Here is a 17,216-nt window from a genome sequence, read left to right on the forward strand (position 1 = left end):
TTTTACCGCCCATAAAAAAACCGCCATCCCAAAGAGACAGCGGCCTTAAATTCTTAAACCGTGGTCAGATAAACGACTCGCTTACCGCCACTAACCGTCACGCATCAGCGCGCGCCAGCCACCGCTTCCTGCGCCAGACGAGTAATACGATCGTAATCACCCGCTTCCAGCGCATCGGCTGGGACCAGCCATGAACCGCCAATACACAGCACGCTTTTCAGCGCCAGATAGTCACGGTAGTTCGCCGGAGAAATCCCCCCAGTCGGGCAGAAACGCACCTGCGGGAACGGTCCACCAATAGCCTGTAGCGCTTTCACGCCGCCGTTGGCTTCGGCCGGGAAGAACTTAAACTCGCGCAGGCCGTAATCCAGACCGGTCATCAGTTCAGAAACGGTGCTGATGCCCGGAATCAACGGCACCGGGCCGTCGACAGCGGCACGCAACAGCGGCTCGGTCAGCCCCGGGCTGATAATAAACTGCGCACCGGCATCGGTGACTTCTTTCAGCTGCTGGGCGTTGAGCACCGTACCGGCACCCACAATAGCTTCCGGAACTTCTCTCACCATCGCTTTCAGCGCATCAAGTGCACACGGAGTACGCAGGGTCACTTCCAGCACGCGCACGCCACCGGCAACCAGCGCTTTAGCCATCGGCACCGCATGTTCGAGTTTGTTAACGACAATCACCGGGACAACCGGGCCGGTGGTCAGGATCTGTTCTGCGCTTGTTTTCCAGTTACTCATTAACAACCTTCTCCTGTCTGGCCTGCTTTCCCTGTTTGAGATAGCAGGCAAATATTATGCGGTGGTTCCGAAACGGTGACTTACCTTACAACAGTGCGGGAGTATCGTCTATCGCTCTCCGCTATTTTTGAAACACAGGTTCAAAAATATTTTTTATATTGTGTCATTTTCAAAATATCAGGCAAAAAAAACGGCCCGCACTTTTCAGTGAAGGCCGCTTATCTACGAGATGACGTCAGAAAATCTTACTCGATTTCATTCCAGGAACGGCCATCGCGCGTAATCATCGCCACGGAGGCAACCGGTCCCCACGTACCCGCCTGATACGGCTTAGGTGCGTCTTTATCCGCAGCCCAGGCATCCATGATGGAGTCAACCCATTTCCAGGCCTCTTCCACTTCATCACGGCGCACAAACAGCGCCTGAATACCGCGCATGGTTTCTAACAGCAGGCGCTCATAGGCATCCGCCAGATGTGACTGGTTGAAGGTTTCAGAGAAGCTCAGATCCAGCTGGGTGGTTTGCAGGTTGTGTTTGTGATCCAGGCCCGGAACCTTGTTCAGGATCTCGATTTCCACACCCTCATCCGGCTGCAGGCGAATAGTCAGTTTGTTCTGCGGCAGTTCAGGCCAGGTATCTTTAAACAGATTCAGCGCAGGGTTTTTGAAGTACACCACCACTTCGGAACACTTGGTCGGCAGACGTTTACCGGTACGCAGGTAGAACGGAACACCAGCCCAACGCCAGTCGTCAATATCCACGCGAATGGAAACGAAAGTTTCAGTGCTGCTCTGCTTGTTCGCGCCCTCTTCTTCCAGGTAGCCAGGCACTTTTTTGCCCTGTACGAAACCAGCAGTGTACTGACCACGTACGGTCTTCTCACGCACGTTAGTCTGATCGATGCGGCGCAGGGAACGCAGAACTTTCACTTTCTCATCGCGGATACGGTCAGCGGACAGATCGGCAGGCGGTGACATGGCGATCATGGTCAGAACCTGCAGCAGGTGGTTCTGGATCATATCGCGCATCTGGCCCGCTTTATCGAAGTAGCCCCAACGGCCTTCGATACCCACTTCTTCCGACACGGTGATCTGCACGCTGTCGATGGTGCGGTTATCCCAGTTGGACGCAAACAGGGAGTTGGCGAAGCGCAGAGCCAGCAGGTTCAGAACCGTTTCTTTACCCAGATAGTGGTCGATGCGGAAAACCTGGCTTTCTTCGAAATATTCGCCAACCTGGTCGTTGATCTCCTGAGAGGTCACCAGCGAGGTACCCAACGGTTTTTCCATGACCACGCGAGCAGGCTTGGCGTTAAGTTTCGCCTGGCCCAGACCCTGACAGATTGCACCAAAGGTGCTTGGCGGCATAGCGAAGTAGTTGATGGTCACGCGTTTTTTCTGGTCAAGCATTTTGCCCAGACGCGGGAAATGGCTGCTGTCATTAACATCCAGGTTGCAGAAATCAAGTCGGCTACTGAGTTTATCCCACAGCGCTTCGTCAATTTTTTCCTTCATGAAGGTTTCCAGCGCTTCACGCACCACTTTGGTATAGGCAGCTTTGTCCCATTCCGCACGGCCTACGCCGATGATGCGTGATTCTTCATGGATCTGGCCCGCTTTTTCTAACTGGTACAGAGAGGGCAACAGTTTCCGGCGCGCCAGGTCGCCTTTGGCGCCGAAAATCACCAGATCGCATGCCTGGGCTGTTTGTGTAACCGCCATTTCATTCTCCTCGTTGCAGGATTAGACTGTCCATGTAGGTTCCGTAGTTGGACAGATCTTATTGTAATTTTATTTCAACACACTGTACTTCGTTTGCCCGGCCCGCGTAAACCAGGTGAGGTAACTCTGGCACAATGTATTCAATTCGATGATTAAATAACTGGCAAAAACGGTCGATCTGCGTCTACGCTTTGCGTAATAAACCATCAGTTCTGATGTTGTTATTACCAATCTGAAAACCTGACACAGCTCAAACTATGGTAAAAAATGTAAAGTTTTCTCATCATGCTACTGCCGTCTCTGCCGTAGCGCATTGTATATTCTCTACAAAATGACATCGATTTCTCCTTTGATTGAAATCGTCAGAATGTATGAGTGGTTAGTCCTATGAATATGCTGGAAAAAATTCAATCCTGCCTGGAAAATTTGAGCAAATCCGAGCGCAAAGTTGCCGTCGTTATCCTTGATTCCCCGACTACCGCGATGCATTCCAGTATTGCACTGCTGGCAAAAGCAGCAGGCGTTAGCGAACCTACCGTAAACCGCTTCTGCCATCGACTGAATACCAAAGGCTTCCCGGACTTTAAGCTCCAGCTGGCGCAAAGTCTGGCCAACGGTACGCCGTATGTCAGCCGCAATGTCGAACAGGAAGATAGCGTAGAGTCCTATTCCGGTAAAATTTTCGAGTCGGCGATGGCCGGGCTGGATCGGGTAAAACAGAGCCTGGATACCAGCGCCGTCAATCGTGCCGTCGATCTGCTGACCCAGTCAAAGAAAATCGCCTTTTTTGGTTTGGGTGCCTCGGCCGCCGTGGCGCATGACGCAATGAATAAATTTTTTCGCTTCAATGTGCCAGTGATCTATTCCGATGATATTGTGATGCAGCGCATGAGCTGTATGAACAGCAACGAGGGAGATGTGATGGTACTGATCTCCCATACCGGGCGCACAAAATCAATGGTTGAGCTGGCAAGGCTGGCGCGGGAAAATGATGCTACGGTCGTGGCGATTACCTCGCCAGACTCCCCGCTGGCGCGGGAAGCGACGCTGGCGCTGACCCTTGATGTACCGGAAGACACCGATATTTATATGCCGATGGTTTCACGCCTCGCGCAGCTGACGCTGATCGATGTGCTGGCCACCGGTTTTACCCTGCGGCGCGGCGCGAAGTTTCGCGATAATCTGAAGCGGGTTAAGGATGCACTGAAAGAGTCGCGTCTGGAAAAGGAAGGCCAGGTTAACATCAGTCATTAGCAGTTTTACTTAGTAACGACGATGAAGGTTCGGGATTATCCGTTCCTTATCATATACCCAGAGATAAAACCTGGTAGTGCTTGCACTTGCAACACCACACTAAAAGTCAACGGAGTTATACATGTCAAGACGTCTCAGAAGAACCAAGATTGTAACCACACTGGGGCCTGCCACGGATCGCGATAATAACCTTGAAAAGATCATCGCAGCAGGTGCCAATGTTGTTCGTCTGAACTTCTCACATGGCACAGCGGAAGATCACCAGAAACGCGCAGACAGCGTTCGCGCTATTGCCGCTAAACTGGGCCGTCACGTTGCCATCCTGGGTGACCTGCAGGGACCAAAAATCCGCGTATCTACGTTTAAAGAAGGCAAAGTCTTCCTGAATATCGGTGAGCGCTTCCTGCTGGATGCCAGCCTAGGTAAAGGTGAAGGCGATAAAGAAAAAGTCGGCATCGATTACAAAGGCCTGCCTGCTGACGTGGTACCTGGCGATATCCTGCTGCTGGACGACGGCCGCGTACAGCTGAAAGTGCTGGAAGTTCAGGGAATGAAAGTCTTCACCGAGGTGACCGTCGGTGGCCCGCTTTCCAACAATAAAGGCATTAACAAGCTGGGCGGCGGTCTGTCAGCCGAAGCGCTGACCGAAAAAGACAAAGCCGACATCCTGACAGCGGCACAGATCCGCGTGGATTACCTGGCAGTCTCCTTCCCTCGCTGTGGCGAAGACCTGAACTACGCTCGTCGCCTGGCGCGCGAAGCAGGCTGTGAGGCGAAAATCGTCTCTAAAGTTGAGCGTGCTGAAGCGGTTGCCACTCAGGAAGCGATGGATGACATCATCCTCGCCTCGGACGTGGTAATGGTGGCAAGGGGCGACCTGGGCGTTGAAATTGGCGATCCGGAGCTGGTCGGTATTCAGAAAGCACTGATCAGCCGTGCGCGTCAGCTGAACCGTTCGGTGATCACCGCCACCCAGATGATGGAATCGATGATCACCAACCCGATGCCAACTCGCGCTGAAGTGATGGACGTGGCTAACGCCGTGCTCGACGGCACCGATGCAGTGATGCTGTCAGCCGAAACCGCTGCGGGCCAGTACCCGGCTGAAACGGTAACGGCGATGGCGAAAGTGTGTCTGGGCGCAGAGAAAGTACCAAGCATCAACGTCTCTAAGCACCGTCTGGACGTGCAGTTCGATAACATCGAAGAAGCGATCGCCATGTCCGCGATGTACGCCGCTAACCACCTGCAGGGCGTTACGGCGATTATTACCATGACCGAGTCCGGCCGTACCGCGCTGATGACCTCACGCATTACTTCAGGTCTGCCAATCTTCGCCATGTCTCGCCACGAAAGCACCCTGAATCTGACCGCTCTGTATCGCGGCGTGACCCCGGTGTTCTTCGACAGCCACAACGACGGCGTGGCGGCAGCGCACGACGCTATCAACCTGCTGCGCGAGAAAGGTTTCCTGGTGTCCGGCGATCTGGTTATCGTTACCCAGGGCGACGTGATGAGCACCACCGGCACCACCAACACCAGCCGCGTGCTGCGCGTAGAGTAATTTCCCGCTCGCTATTGATGAATGAATGGGCCAGGCAACAGGCCCTTTTTTATTCGCGAACCGCTCAGGCGGTTTTCGCATTTTCAACTTACTGGAAGGAGCCAGCATGGCGTCATTTACGCCTCTGTCGAGTCTGACCCCGCGGTACTTGATTTTTCCTCTGTCGCTGGTGCTGTTTGAATTCGCCACCTATATCGCTCATGACATGATCCAGCCGGGTATGCTGCTGGTCACCGAAGAATTTGGCGTCGGTCCGGAATGGGTCTCCGCGTCGTTAACCGCCTATCTTATTGGCGGCATTATGCTGCAGTGGCTGCTCGGTCCGCTGTCGGATAAGTTTGGCCGCCGGCCGGTGATCCTCGGCGGCGTAGCGTTCTTTATGCTGACCTGTATGGCCACACACTGGGTGCAGAGCATCGAGCAGTTTGTGCTACTGCGATTCCTTCAGGGCACCAGCCTGTGCTTCATCGGCGCGGTAGGCTATGCGGCCATCCAGGAAGCCTTCGATGAAGCGCTGAGCGTGAAAATGATGGCGCTGATGGCCAACGTTGCCCTGCTGGCTCCGCTGGCTGGCCCGCTGGCGGGGGCGGCATTTCTTGAATTCAGCGACTGGCGCACCATGTTCTGGCTGTTTGGCGCGCTGACGGCACTCGCTTTGGTAGGATTATGGCTGACGATGCCGGAAACCTCCGGCAACCCGCAGATGTCACTGTCGCTGCCATCGCTGGCTAAGGGCTATGCGGTACTGGTGAAAGACCGCCAGGTGATGAGTGGTTCACTGGCTATCGGCCTGGTTACCATTCCCTGCCTGGCCTGGGTGGCGCTGTCACCGGTTATTCTGATCCACGACGAGGGGCTGACGCGGATGGATTACGCGCTGCTACAGCTGCCGGTATTTATAGCGATGATTATCGGCAACCTGACGCTGGGCAAGCTGGCATCTCGCCTTCCGATCGATAAGCCGCTGCGGCTGGGTGCCTGGCCTATTTTGCTGGGGTTAGCGATTTCCACCATTGCCACGCTGATCGATAACCACAGTTATCTGTGGCTGACCGCCGGTTTAAGTATTTATGGATTCGGCACCGGGCTGGTCAATGCCGGTTTATACCGACTGACGCTGTTCTCCAACGAGTCAGGTAAAGGCAGCGTGGCGGCGATGCTCGGCATGGTCAGCATTCTGGTGTTCGCACTGGGCATTGAGCTGGCGAAATTTGCCTACTTCAGCGACGGGTCGCGGGCGTTCAGCCTGGTAAATCTGGCATGTGGCGTTATCTGGTTCCTGCTGGTGCACGCCTTCCTGCGTGAGTGGCAACGCCGCTCCACGTTGATCGCGCACTGATTCATCACCTTTAGTGCAGCCCGCCGCTTAAAGCTTGCGGGCTGGCGCATAAAAAAAGCCGCGCCCCACAGAGGATTGCGGCTTTTTTATGCCAGTCAAACGCAGCCAGGGCGCTATTTCTTTGGATACAGTTCCTGGCGATCGTAAGGTTCAGTCTCACCCGGTCTGCGGGTTTTCAGCAGCTTAAGAATCCAGGTGTATTGCTCCGGATTCGGGCGAACAAAAATTTCCACTTCCTCATTCATACGCCGCGCCAGCGTGACATCGTCCGCATCCAGCAGATCGTCCATTGGCGGACGCAGATGAATGGTCAGACTGTGGCTTTTGCTGTCATACACGGGAAACAGCGGCACAACTTTCGCACGGCACACCTTCATCAGGCGACCAACGGCAGGCAGCGTGGCTTTGTAAGTCGCGAAGAAATCGACGAACTCACTGTGCTCCGCGCCGTGATCCTGATCCGGCAAGTAATAACCCCAGTAGCCCTGTCGAACCGAGCTGATAAACGGTTTGATCCCGTCGTTGCGCGCGTGCATACGGCCACCAAAACGGCGGCGCACGCGATTCCACACGTAATCCATCACCGGGTTACGCTGATTGTGGAACATCGCAGCCATCTTCTGCCCTTCCGAAGCCAGCACCATCGCCGGGATATCCACCGCCCAGCCGTGCGGCACAAGGAAAATCACATTCTGCTGTGCTTCTCGCAGCTGGTCGATCAGCTCGCGGCCCTGCCAGTGAATACGCGGCTGGACCTTATGCGGACGTAGCGCCAGCTCAGCCATCATCACCATCGATTGCGGTGCGGTCGCGAACATCTCATCAATTATTTTCTCCCGCTCTTCCTCCGGAGCCTCCGGCAGGCAGTAAAGCAGGTTAATTTGCGCACGGCGGCGTGCGCTGCGGGCCAGTTTACCGGCCATACGGCCCAGCGATCCCAGAACCGGATCACGTAAACGGGGAGGAACGAAAGCAATAGCAGCAAAGGCACCTACCGCCAGCCAGCTGCCCCAGTAGCGAGGATGTAAAAAGGATTTCTTAAAAACGGGAATAAACTCAACGTGACTTTTTTTTATGTTTTCCATGCACCGGCCTCTACAATAACGGGCTAATGATAGTGCTGGCAGGTAATTTTGCAATGCATTAACCTGGATTTTTCCGGTAAACGGCCAGTCTTTAGACCCGTCTCACCCGGATTTCGTGCACTCTGGCAATAAAAAAGCCGACGGGCTGAGTGCTCCATCGGCTCTGTTATCAGCGGCAGCGAATTACTTGAATCGCAGCTGCGGTACGACTTCCCGGACCTGAGCCAGATAGTCGCTGCGCTCTTTACCCGCCAGGCCTTCCATCCGCGGCAACTTGGCCGTTAATGGGTTAACCGCCTGGTTGTTGATCCAGATTTCATAATGCAGGTGCGGACCGGTTGAACGGCCGGTACTGCCGGAAAGCGCAATGCGATCACCACGTTTCACTTTCTGACCCGGTTTGACCAGCAGTTTCTTCAGGTGCATATAGCGGGTCATATACTGGCGACCGTGACGAATCGCGACGTAGTTGCCAGCCCCACCGCTGCGCTTGGCGACGATAACTTCACCATCACCCACCGCCAGTACCGGTGTACCCAACGGGATAGCGAAGTCGACACCTTTATGTGGCGCAACACGCCCGGTCACCGGGTTCAGGCGACGCGGGTTAAAGTTAGAGGAAACACGATACTGCTTAACGGTTGGGAAGCGCATAAAGCCACGCGCCAGCCCGGAGCCGCTGCGATCGTAAAACTTACCATCTTCGGCGCGGATGGCGTAATAATCTTTGTCGCCACTGCGCATGCGCACACCCAGCAGCTGGCTTTGCTCACTCTTGCCGTCCAGCATTTCGCGGGACATCAGCACAGAGAACTGGTCGCCCTTGCGCAACTTGCGGAAATCCATCTGCCACTGTAGCGACTTGATCACCGCACTGATTTCTGCGCTGGTTAACCCGGCCGCTTTGGCACTGGTCACGAAACTACCGTTGACTTCGCCACTCAGAACGTTGTTTTTCCATTCCCCTTTCTGCATTTCAGCGGAGGATTTAAAACTATCGCCTGAGCGATCGTACGTTCGGGTTTCACGGCGGGAGACTTCCCAGGTCAGACGCTGCAGCTGCCCGTCATCGGTCAGCGTCCATGAAAGCTGCTGACCAATTTGCAGGTTGCGCAGGTCTTTATCGCTTTTCACCAGCTGCGTAATATCCGACATATCAATGCCGTACTGGTTAAGAACGCTGCTGAGGGTGTCGCCGGTGGAGACCACGTAATCATGCGTCCCGGCTTCATCCGGTACGTCCTGATCGATCTCATCTTTTGGCGTGTCATCATCCGGAGAAGGGGTATCCTGGTCGATGGGTTCACTGGCTTCGGGAAGCAGCGTACGCAGTTCGTTTTTATCCAGTTCGATTGTTTTAACAATCGGGCTTTCACTACCGGGATGATAAATGTAAGGCCGCCAGACGGTGACGGCCAGTGTAACGACGGTAAGTGACCCCAGCATGATGCGGTGAGGTCGGGGTAAGTTGTTGAACGCCATGGCGACAGCGCGGGCTATCTGCTGCAATTAAGTCTTCCTCTATTCTCCTTTCAGGCAGCTCGTATACTGGCTGGACAACTGTGAGAGGAATTTCACATAGCTGTCTCGTGCTGGAGTGATGTCAGTACCAAGAGGATCGAGGGTGCCCGAACGCACGCTGGTTCCTCTGGCAACCGCATCGATCACGGCTGGCCTGAATTGTGGTTCAGCAAAGACGCATGTGGCCTTCTGCTCAACCAACTGTGTTCGTATTTGATGTAAACGCTGCGCGCCGGGTTGGATCTCAGGATTTACGGTAAAATGACCCAATGGAGTCAGTCCGTAGTGTTTTTCAAAGTAGGTGTAAGCATCGTGAAAAACGAAATATCCTTTCCCTTTAACCGGGGCCAGCTGATTACCAATTTTCGCATCGACTGACGCCAATTCTGACTCAAAATGCTGCAGGTTGGCGTCTAGTTTGTCCTTGCTTTGCGGCATAAGTTCCAATAATTTTGCGTGAATTGCAACCGCAGTTTTCTTAGCAATCTCCGGCGACATCCACAGGTGCATATTGTACTCGCCGTGATGATGATGATCGTGGTCATCAGCCGCGCCGTGAGCATGCTCTTCATGCTCCTCTTCTTCGTCTTCCCCGCCTTTCAGCAGCAGCGCGTGTACACCGTCAATACGGTCCATTTCCAGGTTCTTTTGCGGCGGTAATCCGGCCGCCATTTTAGCCATAAAGGCTTCCATTTCAGGGCCAACCCAAACCACTAAATCCGCGCCCTGCAAGCGTTTTATATCCGATGGACGTAATGCATAATCATGCTCTGATGCACCATCCGGTAGCAGAATTTCTACAGGTGTGACACCATCTGCAATCGCGGACGCAATAAAGCCGACTGGCTTAACGGAAGCCACAACGGCAGCCTGTGCAGGAAACGCGAAAGTGGCAGCAACGCCGACGCCGGCAAGTGCTGCAAAGAGACGTGATTTTTTATGTAACATAATGATTCAATCCATCGTGATAAGCTGATGGGCTGTGATATTATAACATTATAGAACTTCTGCAACCGTAATCGACATGTCATCCTTGATCTCCCTTGAAAATGTAGCTGTGAACTTTGGTCAACGCCGGGTACTTTCCGATGTGTCGCTGAAGCTGGAACCCGGGCGCATTCTGACCCTGCTCGGCCCAAACGGCGCAGGTAAATCAACGCTGGTACGAGTGGTGCTCGGCCTGATCGCCCCTACGTCCGGTTCGGTAAATAAACCTGCGGATCTGCGCATCGGTTATGTGCCACAAAAAATCCATCTTGATGTCACTCTGCCGCTGACGGTCGATCGCTTTATGCGCCTGCGCCCTGGAGTAAAGCGTGAAGACATATTGCCCGCGTTAAAACGCGTACAGGCTTCGCATCTGCTGAACTATCCGCTGCAAAAGCTTTCCGGTGGTGAAACGCAGCGCGTGCTGCTGGCCAGGGCACTGCTCAATCAGCCACAGCTGCTGGTGCTGGATGAGCCGACACAGGGCGTGGACGTCAACGGTCAGGTGGCGCTGTACGATCTCATTGACCAGCTGCGTCGCGAGCTGAACTGCGGCGTACTGATGGTGTCCCACGATTTGCATCTGGTGATGGCCAAGACCGATGAAGTACTGTGCCTTAACCACCATATCTGCTGCTCCGGCACCCCCGAAGCCGTTTCAAAGCACCCGGAATTTATCTCCATGTTTGGCCCGCGCGGCGCTGAACAGTTGGCTATCTATCGGCACCACCATAATCATCGTCACGACTTAAAGGGACGAATCATTTTACGTAAGGGACCCGGTCGTCATGATTGAACTGTTGTTACCCGGCTGGCTGGCGGGCATTTTACTGGCGCTGGCGGCCGGGCCGCTTGGATCGTTTGTCGTCTGGCGCCGCATGTCTTATTTCGGCGATACCCTGGCCCATGCTTCTCTGCTCGGCGTCGCTTTTGGCCTGCTGCTCAATGTCAGTCCGTTTTATGCCGTCATTGCAGTGACGCTGATCCTGTCGTTGGTGCTGGTCTGGCTGGAACGGCGGCCGCATCTGGCGATCGATACCCTGCTGGGCATTATGGCGCACAGCGCGCTGTCTCTTGGTATGGTGGTTGTCAGCCTGATGTCCGACGTGCGCGTGGATCTGATGGCCTATCTGTTTGGCGATCTGCTGGCGGTGACTCCGGCCGATTTATGGACCATTGCCATCGGCGTGGCGATCGTGCTGATTGTACTGGCCTGGCAGTGGCGCGCCCTGCTGTCGATGACCATCAGCCCGGAAATGGCCCAGGTCGATGGCGTCAACATTCAGCGCAGTAAGCTAATCCTGATGCTGGTGACCGCGCTAACCATCGGCGTGGCGATGAAGTTTGTCGGTGCGCTGATTATCACCTCTCTTCTGATTATTCCTGCCGCAACGGCTCGCCGTTTCGCTCGTTCGCCGGAACAGATGGCTGCGTTTGCCATCGTGGTTGGAATGCTGGCTGTCACCGCCGGGCTGACCTTTTCAGCGTTTTACGATACGCCTGCCGGTCCGTCGGTAGTATTGGGTGCGGCGGCGATGTTTATCCTGAGCATGGTAAAAAAACCGGCGATCTGATTATCCGCTGAAGACGTCTCACAGTCCTCAAATCCCGCCTTTACAGTCTTTAAAAAAACAGCCCCGGAATGGATGACATTCCGGGGCTGTTGCGATCTGTGCGCAGGCGAGCCTGCATCAGACGGTTTTCTCAGGCTTCGCGGTCAATGCCGAAATGCTTATAGGCGTGCTGAGTGGCCATACGGCCGCGTGGGGTGCGTTGAATAAAGCCCTGTTGGATCAGATAGGGTTCCAGCACGTCCTCAATGGTTTCACGCTCTTCACCAATGGCGGCGGCCAGGTTATCCAGCCCGACCGGCCCCCCGGTAAATTTATCGATAATCGCCAGCAGCAACTTACGGTCCATATAGTCAAAGCCTTCGCTGTCCACGCTCAGCATATCCAGCGCGCGGGCAGAGACTTCACCGGTCATCTCGCCGTCGGCTTTGACTTCGGCGAAGTCGCGCACCCGGCGCAGCAGGCGGTTAGCAATACGCGGCGTGCCTCGCGCGCGGCGGGCGATCTCCAGCGCACCTTCGGCGCTGAGCGGCAGTCCAAGACAGCCCGCGCTGCGGCTGACAATGTGCTGCAGATCCTCAACGCGATAAAATTCCAGGCGCTGAACGATACCGAAGCGATCGCGCAGGGGCGACGTCAGCGATCCTGCGCGAGTCGTTGCGCCGATCAGGGTAAAGGGCGGCAGATCCAGCTTGATCGAACGTGCGGCCGGGCCCTCGCCAATCATAATATCCAGCTGATAGTCTTCCATCGCCGGATACAGCACCTCTTCCACCACCGGAGACAGGCGATGGATCTCATCGATAAACAGCACGTCATGCGGTTCAAGGTTGGTGAGCATCGCGGCCAGATCGCCCGCCTTTTCCAGCACCGGGCCGGAAGTGGTGCGCAGATTCACGCCCATCTCATTGGCAACGATATTGGCGAGTGTGGTTTTACCCAGCCCCGGCGGGCCGAAGATCAGCAGATGATCAAGCGCATCGCCGCGCATCTTCGCGGCCTTGATGAAAATCTCCATCTGCTCGCGCACGACCGGCTGCCCGACGTATTCGTCAAGCAGCTTGGGGCGGATAGCGCGGTCAATGACCTCTTCTTCGGTGATAACCCCGGCGGAGACCAGGCGATCGGCTTCAATCATGCTCTACCTCAAATAGCTGCGCGCAGCGCTTCGCGGATCAGGGTTTCGCAGTCAGCATCAGGTTTGCCCACTTTGCTGACCATGCGGCTGGCTTCCTGAGGTTTATACCCCAGCGCCACCAGCGCGGCAACCGCTTCGCCCTCTGCATCATTGACCGCCGCACTCTGCACCTCGCTGGTCAGCGCAAACGGCGCATCGGTAGCGAACAGATCGCCGTGCATACCCTTGAAGCGGTCCTTCATCTCGACAACCAGACGCTCGGCGGTTTTCTTGCCGACGCCGGGCAGTTTCACCAGCGCGGCAATCTCTTCACGCTCAACGGCTGTGACAAACTGCTGCGCCGACATGCCCGAAAGAATGGCCAACGCCAGCTTTGGCCCCACGCCGTTCACTTTAATCAGTTCACGAAACAGCGCACGTTCCTGCTTGCTGTTAAAGCCGAACAGCAGCTGGGCATCTTCACGCACCACAAAGTGGGTGAAGATAATCGCTTCATGATTCAGTTCAGGAAGCTCATAAAAACAGGTCATTGGCATTTGCACCTCATAGCCAACTCCGCTGGCTTCAATCAGCACCACAGGCGGCTGTTTTTCCAGAATGATGCCTCTCAGACGACCTATCACATTAGCTTCCTTCAGATAAGAATAGTGGGGATGAGTACCGGGATGAACGTTATAGCATAAAAAAGGCTGGATGGATATCCAGCCTAGGAGCGCAGTCGACCGCGTGCCAGGGTAAGTTTGCCTTCTGCAATTCGCGCAACGTTTTGGCTCAAATGGCAGTGGGTAATGGCGATGGCTAACGCATCGGCCGCATCGGCCTGCGGGTTCGCGGGCAGTTTCAGCAGCGTGCGCACCATGTGCTGCACCTGGCTTTTTTCGGCGCTGCCGATGCCAACCACGGTCTGCTTGACCTGGCGGGCGGCATACTCAAACACCGGCAGATCGTGATTCACCGCGGCGACGATAGCCACCCCGCGCGCCTGGCCCAGCTTCAGCGCCGAGTCGGCATTTTTCGCCATAAACACCTGTTCAATGGCGAAATAGTCCGGCTGAAACTGAGTAATAATTTCAGACACGCCGGCGTAAATCAGCTTCAGGCGCGGCGGCAGATCGGTGGAACTGGTGCGAATACAACCGCTGCCCAGATAGGTAATCTGCCGCCCAACCTGACGAACCACACCATAACCCGTAACGCGCGAACCGGGATCGATACCCAGTATAACCGTCATATCGCGTTCTCCGGGTTGATGGTGTTTTTACGATAACTCACAGCATACAGGATGCGGTGAGAAATCATAAGGTCGCCGCAACCTCATCAGAGATTTCACCGTTATGGTAAACTTCCTGAACATCGTCGCAGTCTTCCAGCATGTCGATCAGGCGCAGCAGCTTCGGTGCAGTTTCCGCATCCAGCTCGGCCTTGGTCGATGGGATCATGGTGACTTCCGCACCTTCCGATTTCAGGCCGGTAGCATCCAGCGCATCTTTAACCTGGCCCAGTACTTCCCAGGCGGTGAAAACATCAATTGCGCCGTCATCGTAGGTCACTACGTCGTCAGCACCGGCTTCCAGCGCCGCGTCCATGACCGCATCTTCTTCCAGGCCCGGAGCGTAAGAGATCACCCCTTTCTTGGTGAACAGATAAGCCACGGAGCCGTCGGTTCCCAGGTTGCCGCCGGTTTTGGTGAAGGCGTGACGCACTTCTGAAACGGTACGGTTACGGTTATCACTCAGGCACTCGATCATCACCGCGCTGCCGCCAGGACCGTAACCTTCATAAATGATGGTTTCCATGTTGCTGTCGTCATCGCCGCCCACGCCGCGGGCAATCGCACGGTTCATGGTGTCGCGCGTCATATTGTTTGCCAGCGCCTTATCCATCGCAGCACGCAGACGCGGGTTAGAGCCTGCATCACCGCCGCCCAGTTTGGCAGCCGTTACCAGCTCACGAATAATTTTGGTGAAGATTTTACCGCGTTTAGCATCCTGAGCAGCCTTGCGGTGCTTGGTGTTCGCCCACTTACTATGTCCTGCCATGTATTCTTGTCTCCAAAATTAGACTACAAATTCTTCAATTGCCTGGCGATTACTCCAGGACTTGGTGAGCGCAGCTGCTTCGGCCGCATCCAGCCAGCGGAAGGCCAGATGCTCGCTCAACACAATGTCTCTTTCGGTCGGCAGCGCCAGGGTAAACCAGTGTTCCCGGTTATGGGTGGTCCCCGGCGCGTAGCGGTGGCGGAAGTGCGCAAAGATTTCGAATTCTATATGACGCTGGCAATCCACTAATGTGAACTGCCCGGCGTTAATATCAATTCCCGTCTCTTCCCACACTTCCCGCCGCGCGGTGTCTTCCCGGCTTTCGTCCGGCTCCTGACTGCCGGTCACCGACTGCCAGAAATCCACATCATCGCGCCGCTGCAGCATCAGCACCCGTCCGGTGTCCTGCGCATAAATCACTACCAGCACCGAAACCGGATGCTTAAACGTCATTATTCGCTCTCAGCCGGTTTTTCTTTTTTCACCACGTCAATGCCCAACTCGGCGAGTGACGCCGGGTTAGCAAAGCTTGGCGCTTCGGTCATCAGACAGGCCGCTGCGGTGGTTTTCGGGAAGGCGATAACATCACGGATATTTTCGGTGCCGGTCAGCAGCATAGTCAGGCGATCGAGACCGAAAGCCAGACCGGCATGCGGTGGCGTACCGAACTTCAGGGCGTCCAGCAGGAAGCCAAACTTCTCGCGCTGTTCCTGCTCGGTAATGCCCAGAATGGCAAACACGGTCTGCTGCATCTGACCATTGTGGATACGCACGGAACCGCCGCCCACTTCGTAACCGTTGATCACCATATCGTAGGCGTTGGCGATGGCCGTTTCCGGTGCCGCTTTCAGCTCGTCCGGGGTCATCTCTTTCGGCGCGGTGAACGGATGGTGCATCGCGCTCAGGCCGCCCTCGCCGTCTTCTTCGAACATCGGGAAGTCAATAACCCACAGCGGTTTCCACGCGGCTTCATCGGTAATGTTCAGGTCGCGGCCCAGCTTCAGGCGCAGCGCACCCAGCGCATCAGTGACCACTTTGGCACTGTCGGCACCGAAGAAGATCATATCGCCGTCGCCGGCCTGAGTACGATCCAGAATGGCTTCAACGATCTCAGCGGTCAGGAACTTAGCAACCGGGCTGGTAATACCTTCCAGGCCTTTAGCACGTTCGTTGACCTTGAAGTAGGCCAGGCCTTTCGCGCCGTAGATTTCGATAAACTTACCGTATTCGTCAATCTGTTTGCGGCTCAGCTGAGCGCCGCCCGGCACGCGCAGTGCGGCAACGCGGCCTTTAGCATCGTTAGCCGGGCCGGAGAAGACTTTGAACTCCACGTCTTTCAGCAGGTCAGCAACGTCCACCAGCTCCATCGGGTTGCGCAGATCGGGCTTATCTGAACCGTAGCGACGCATCGCTTCCGCGAAGGTCATCTGCGGGAATTCACCCAAATCAACGGACTTCACGTCCTGCCACATATCACGAACCAGACGCTCCATGATCTCACGCACCTGCGGCGCGGTCATAAAGGAGGTTTCGACGTCGATCTGGGTAAATTCCGGCTGACGGTCAGCGCGCAGATCCTCATCACGGAAGCATTTCACGATCTGATAGTAACGGTCGAAGCCGGACATCATCAGCAGCTGCTTAAACAGCTGCGGCGACTGCGGCAGCGCGTAGAATTTACCTTTATGCACGCGGCTTGGCACCAGATAGTCACGCGCACCTTCCGGCGTGGCTTTGGTCAGCATCGGCGTTTCAATATCCAGGAAGCCGTGGTCGTCCATAAAGCGGCGAACGAAGCTGGTGATCTTCGCGCGGGTTTTCAGGCGGTTTGCCATATCCGGGCGGCGCAAATCCAGATAGCGATACTTCAGGCGCGCTTCTTCGCTGTTAGTCTGGTTGGAATCCAGCGGCAGCGGCTCAGAACGGTTGATGATAGTCAGATCGGTGGCGAAGACTTCGATCTCACCGGTAGCCATATCGCTGTTTTTGTTTTTTTCGTCACGCGCACGCACGGTGCCGGTGATCTGAATACAGAATTCATTACGCAGCTCGGAAGCCTGGCGGAACGCGTCCTGACGATCCGGGTCGAAGAACACCTGAACGATGCCTTCACGGTCACGCATATCAATAAAGATCAGGCTACCCAGATCGCGGCGGCGATTAACCCAACCGCACAGTGTCACCTGCTGCCCTACATGAGACAGGTTGATCTGTCCACAATACTTAGTACGCATAACGATATCCTTTTAACTTC

At 55.3% G+C, this 17,216-nt stretch carries 16 protein-coding genes; 5 read left to right on the top strand and 11 right to left on the bottom strand.

Annotation, left to right across the window (positions count from 1 at the left end; all coding sequences use genetic code 11):
• Positions 1-104: 104 nt before the first annotated feature.
• Positions 105-743 (bottom strand): bifunctional 4-hydroxy-2-oxoglutarate aldolase/2-dehydro-3-deoxy-phosphogluconate aldolase, encoded by a 639-nt coding sequence (locus IBT46_RS03375; protein WP_200544010.1) that lies wholly within the window; start codon positions 741-743, stop codon positions 105-107.
• Between the two features lie 245 nt (positions 744-988).
• The gene (zwf, locus tag IBT46_RS03380; protein ID WP_105594252.1) at positions 989-2,464 is read right to left on the bottom strand and encodes a glucose-6-phosphate dehydrogenase; all 1,476 of its coding nucleotides are present in this window, start codon (positions 2,462-2,464) and stop codon (positions 989-991) included.
• Between the two features lie 387 nt (positions 2,465-2,851).
• On the opposite strand from zwf, the gene IBT46_RS03385 reads away from it, so the two are divergent.
• The 3 genes from IBT46_RS03385 to IBT46_RS03395 all read left to right on the top strand — a co-directional run bounded on the left by IBT46_RS03385 (position 2,852) and on the right by IBT46_RS03395 (position 6,621).
• A complete protein-coding gene (locus IBT46_RS03385) occupies positions 2,852-3,718 on the top strand; it encodes a MurR/RpiR family transcriptional regulator (RefSeq protein ID WP_105594253.1) in 867 nt (288 codons plus the stop codon).
• 121 nt (positions 3,719-3,839) lie between these two features.
• Entirely contained in the window at positions 3,840-5,282 is a 1,443-nt protein-coding gene (pyk, locus tag IBT46_RS03390) for a pyruvate kinase (RefSeq protein ID WP_200544012.1), read from the top strand.
• Between the two features lie 106 nt (positions 5,283-5,388).
• Positions 5,389-6,621, top strand: a complete 1,233-nt coding sequence (locus tag IBT46_RS03395; protein ID WP_200544014.1) for an MFS transporter — start codon at positions 5,389-5,391, stop codon at positions 6,619-6,621.
• Between the two features lie 113 nt (positions 6,622-6,734).
• Here IBT46_RS03395 and lpxM read toward each other — a convergent pair whose 3' ends face one another.
• The 3 genes from lpxM to znuA all read right to left on the bottom strand — a co-directional run bounded on the left by lpxM (position 6,735) and on the right by znuA (position 10,175).
• The gene (gene lpxM / locus IBT46_RS03400) at positions 6,735-7,706 is read right to left on the bottom strand and encodes a lauroyl-Kdo(2)-lipid IV(A) myristoyltransferase (RefSeq protein ID WP_200544016.1); all 972 of its coding nucleotides are present in this window, start codon (positions 7,704-7,706) and stop codon (positions 6,735-6,737) included.
• 183 nt (positions 7,707-7,889) lie between these two features.
• Positions 7,890-9,215 (bottom strand): murein DD-endopeptidase MepM, encoded by a 1,326-nt coding sequence (mepM, locus tag IBT46_RS03405; RefSeq protein ID WP_105594256.1) that lies wholly within the window; start codon positions 9,213-9,215, stop codon positions 7,890-7,892.
• 12 nt (positions 9,216-9,227) lie between these two features.
• Positions 9,228-10,175, bottom strand: a complete 948-nt coding sequence (znuA, locus tag IBT46_RS03410; RefSeq protein WP_200544018.1) for a zinc ABC transporter substrate-binding protein ZnuA — start codon at positions 10,173-10,175, stop codon at positions 9,228-9,230.
• Between the two features lie 76 nt (positions 10,176-10,251).
• Here znuA and znuC point away from each other — a divergent pair, with 76 nt between their 5' ends.
• Positions 10,252-11,010 carry a zinc ABC transporter ATP-binding protein ZnuC gene (gene znuC, locus IBT46_RS03415; RefSeq protein WP_200544020.1) on the top strand — a complete coding sequence of 253 codons (759 nt, stop codon included), beginning with the start codon at positions 10,252-10,254 and terminating at the stop codon, positions 11,008-11,010.
• Positions 11,003-11,788, top strand: a complete 786-nt coding sequence (znuB, locus tag IBT46_RS03420; RefSeq protein ID WP_200544022.1) for a zinc ABC transporter permease subunit ZnuB — start codon at positions 11,003-11,005, stop codon at positions 11,786-11,788. The genes znuC and znuB overlap by 8 nt, the downstream gene beginning before the upstream one ends.
• 130 nt (positions 11,789-11,918) lie before the next feature.
• Here the strand turns inward: znuB and ruvB are convergent, their stop codons facing one another.
• The 6 genes from ruvB to aspS form a co-directional block, all read right to left on the bottom strand.
• On the bottom strand, positions 11,919-12,923 hold the full coding sequence (gene ruvB, locus IBT46_RS03425; protein WP_200544024.1) for a Holliday junction branch migration DNA helicase RuvB: 1,005 nt from the start codon (positions 12,921-12,923) through the stop codon (positions 11,919-11,921).
• Between the two features lie 8 nt (positions 12,924-12,931).
• Entirely contained in the window at positions 12,932-13,546 is a 615-nt protein-coding gene (gene ruvA, locus IBT46_RS03430; protein WP_200544026.1) for a Holliday junction branch migration protein RuvA, read from the bottom strand.
• 83 nt (positions 13,547-13,629) lie between these two features.
• A complete protein-coding gene (gene ruvC / locus IBT46_RS03435; RefSeq protein ID WP_105594262.1) occupies positions 13,630-14,154 on the bottom strand; it encodes a crossover junction endodeoxyribonuclease RuvC in 525 nt (174 codons plus the stop codon).
• Positions 14,155-14,218: 64 nt separating this feature from the next.
• Positions 14,219-14,962, bottom strand: coding sequence for a YebC/PmpR family DNA-binding transcriptional regulator (locus IBT46_RS03440; RefSeq protein WP_200544028.1), 744 nt, complete (start codon positions 14,960-14,962; stop codon positions 14,219-14,221).
• Positions 14,963-14,980: 18 nt separating this feature from the next.
• Positions 14,981-15,415 (bottom strand): dihydroneopterin triphosphate diphosphatase, encoded by a 435-nt coding sequence (gene nudB / locus IBT46_RS03445; protein WP_200544029.1) that lies wholly within the window; start codon positions 15,413-15,415, stop codon positions 14,981-14,983.
• Complete coding sequence (gene aspS / locus IBT46_RS03450; RefSeq protein WP_200544031.1) at positions 15,415-17,196, bottom strand: aspartate--tRNA ligase; 1,782 nt, start codon at positions 17,194-17,196, stop codon at positions 15,415-15,417. Before aspS ends, nudB begins: the two co-directional genes overlap by 1 nt.
• Between the last annotated feature and the right edge of the window lie 20 nt (positions 17,197-17,216).

It is taken from the genome of Erwinia sp. S38, from assembly GCF_016624545.1.
GTDB classification, from domain to species: Bacteria; Pseudomonadota; Gammaproteobacteria; order Enterobacterales; family Enterobacteriaceae; genus Erwinia; species Erwinia coffeiphila.

Coding starts and splice junctions, on each gene's coding strand:
- IBT46_RS03375 (WP_200544010.1), bottom strand. CDS start 743: ATGAGTAACTGGAAAACAAGCGCAGAACAGATCCTGACCACCGGCCCG.
- zwf (WP_105594252.1), bottom strand. CDS start 2,464: ATGGCGGTTACACAAACAGCCCAGGCATGCGATCTGGTGATTTTCGGC.
- IBT46_RS03385 (WP_105594253.1), top strand. CDS start 2,852: ATGAATATGCTGGAAAAAATTCAATCCTGCCTGGAAAATTTGAGCAAA.
- pyk (WP_200544012.1), top strand. CDS start 3,840: ATGTCAAGACGTCTCAGAAGAACCAAGATTGTAACCACACTGGGGCCT.
- IBT46_RS03395 (WP_200544014.1), top strand. CDS start 5,389: ATGGCGTCATTTACGCCTCTGTCGAGTCTGACCCCGCGGTACTTGATT.
- lpxM (WP_200544016.1), bottom strand. CDS start 7,706: ATGGAAAACATAAAAAAAAGTCACGTTGAGTTTATTCCCGTTTTTAAG.
- znuA (WP_200544018.1), bottom strand. CDS start 10,175: ATGTTACATAAAAAATCACGTCTCTTTGCAGCACTTGCCGGCGTCGGC.
- znuC (WP_200544020.1), top strand. CDS start 10,252: ATGTCATCCTTGATCTCCCTTGAAAATGTAGCTGTGAACTTTGGTCAA.
- znuB (WP_200544022.1), top strand. CDS start 11,003: ATGATTGAACTGTTGTTACCCGGCTGGCTGGCGGGCATTTTACTGGCG.
- ruvB (WP_200544024.1), bottom strand. CDS start 12,923: ATGATTGAAGCCGATCGCCTGGTCTCCGCCGGGGTTATCACCGAAGAA.
- ruvC (WP_105594262.1), bottom strand. CDS start 14,154: ATGACGGTTATACTGGGTATCGATCCCGGTTCGCGCGTTACGGGTTAT.
- IBT46_RS03440 (WP_200544028.1), bottom strand. CDS start 14,962: ATGGCAGGACATAGTAAGTGGGCGAACACCAAGCACCGCAAGGCTGCT.
- nudB (WP_200544029.1), bottom strand. CDS start 15,415: ATGACGTTTAAGCATCCGGTTTCGGTGCTGGTAGTGATTTATGCGCAG.
- aspS (WP_200544031.1), bottom strand. CDS start 17,196: ATGCGTACTAAGTATTGTGGACAGATCAACCTGTCTCATGTAGGGCAG.